Origin of the sequence: Rhizobium sp. TBD182 (assembly GCF_001950375.1) — a bacterium.
Classification (GTDB): Bacteria; Pseudomonadota; Alphaproteobacteria; order Rhizobiales; family Rhizobiaceae; genus Agrobacterium; species Agrobacterium tumefaciens.
Window position 1 is genome coordinate 1 of sequence record NZ_BDLN01000030.1, and the last position, 780, is coordinate 780.

The 780-nt window shown below is 61.5% G+C and carries 1 protein-coding gene and 1 pseudogene; both read left to right on the forward strand.

What is annotated here, in order from left to right:
* Window positions 1-130: 130 nt before the first annotated feature.
* On the forward strand, window positions 131-478 hold the full coding sequence (gene tnpB, locus T18_RS26190; protein WP_034495582.1) for an IS66 family insertion sequence element accessory protein TnpB: 348 nt from the start codon (window positions 131-133) through the stop codon (window positions 476-478).
* A 45-nt stretch (window positions 479-523) separates the two neighbouring features.
* Window positions 524-780: pseudogene (locus T18_RS28205) on the forward strand (IS66 family transposase); the annotation flags it as partial.

The following is a 780-nucleotide window of genomic DNA, read 5'->3' on the forward strand; positions in this document are numbered from 1 at the left end:
CCAAATTCCATCCTCGTCGGAAGCGCAGTGATGTAACAATCGAACTAGGTCGGGGCCGACGCGTCCGCGTGGATAGCGACATCGACACGGACGCGCTTGGCCGCATCCTCGACTGCGTGCTGGGGCTGCGATGATCCCGGTTCCTGTTGGCGTGAAGGTCTGGCTGGCGACGGGCTATACGGACATGCGCAAGGGCTTCCCCGGTCTGTCGTTGATGGTGCAGGAGGCGCTGAAGCGTGACCCGATGTGTGGACACCTGTTCGTATTCCGCGGCCGCGGCGGTGGCCTGATCAAGGTGATCTGGCATGACGGCCAGGGCGCTTGCCTGTTCACGAAGAAGCTGGAGCGTGGCCGCTTCATCTGGCCATCAGCGGCCGATGGCACGGTGGTGATCACACCTGCGCAGCTCGGTTATCTGCTGGAAGGTATCGACTGGCGGATGCCGCAAAAGACCTGGCGGCCGACGTCGGCCGGATGAGTAAAAACACTGGAATGACAGGCTCGAATATGATTCCATCCTGTCATGAGCAATACGACTGAAGAGCTTCCGGACGACCTTGCCAGTGCCCTTGCCCTGCTGGCCCAGGAACGCGCTCGACGTGTTGCAGCCGAAGCAGAAGCGGCGACCGCCAAGGCTGAAGCCGCTAGTGCAAAGGCACTCGTATCGCATTCCGAGGCGCTGATCGCACGGCTGAAGCTGGAGATCGACAAGGTTCGACGTGAACTCTACGGCACCCGGTCCGAGCGTAAGGCGCGGCTCCTGGAGCAGATGGAACTGCA

Coding starts and splice junctions, on each gene's coding strand:
- tnpB (WP_034495582.1), top strand. CDS start 131: ATGATCCCGGTTCCTGTTGGCGTGAAGGTCTGGCTGGCGACGGGCTAT.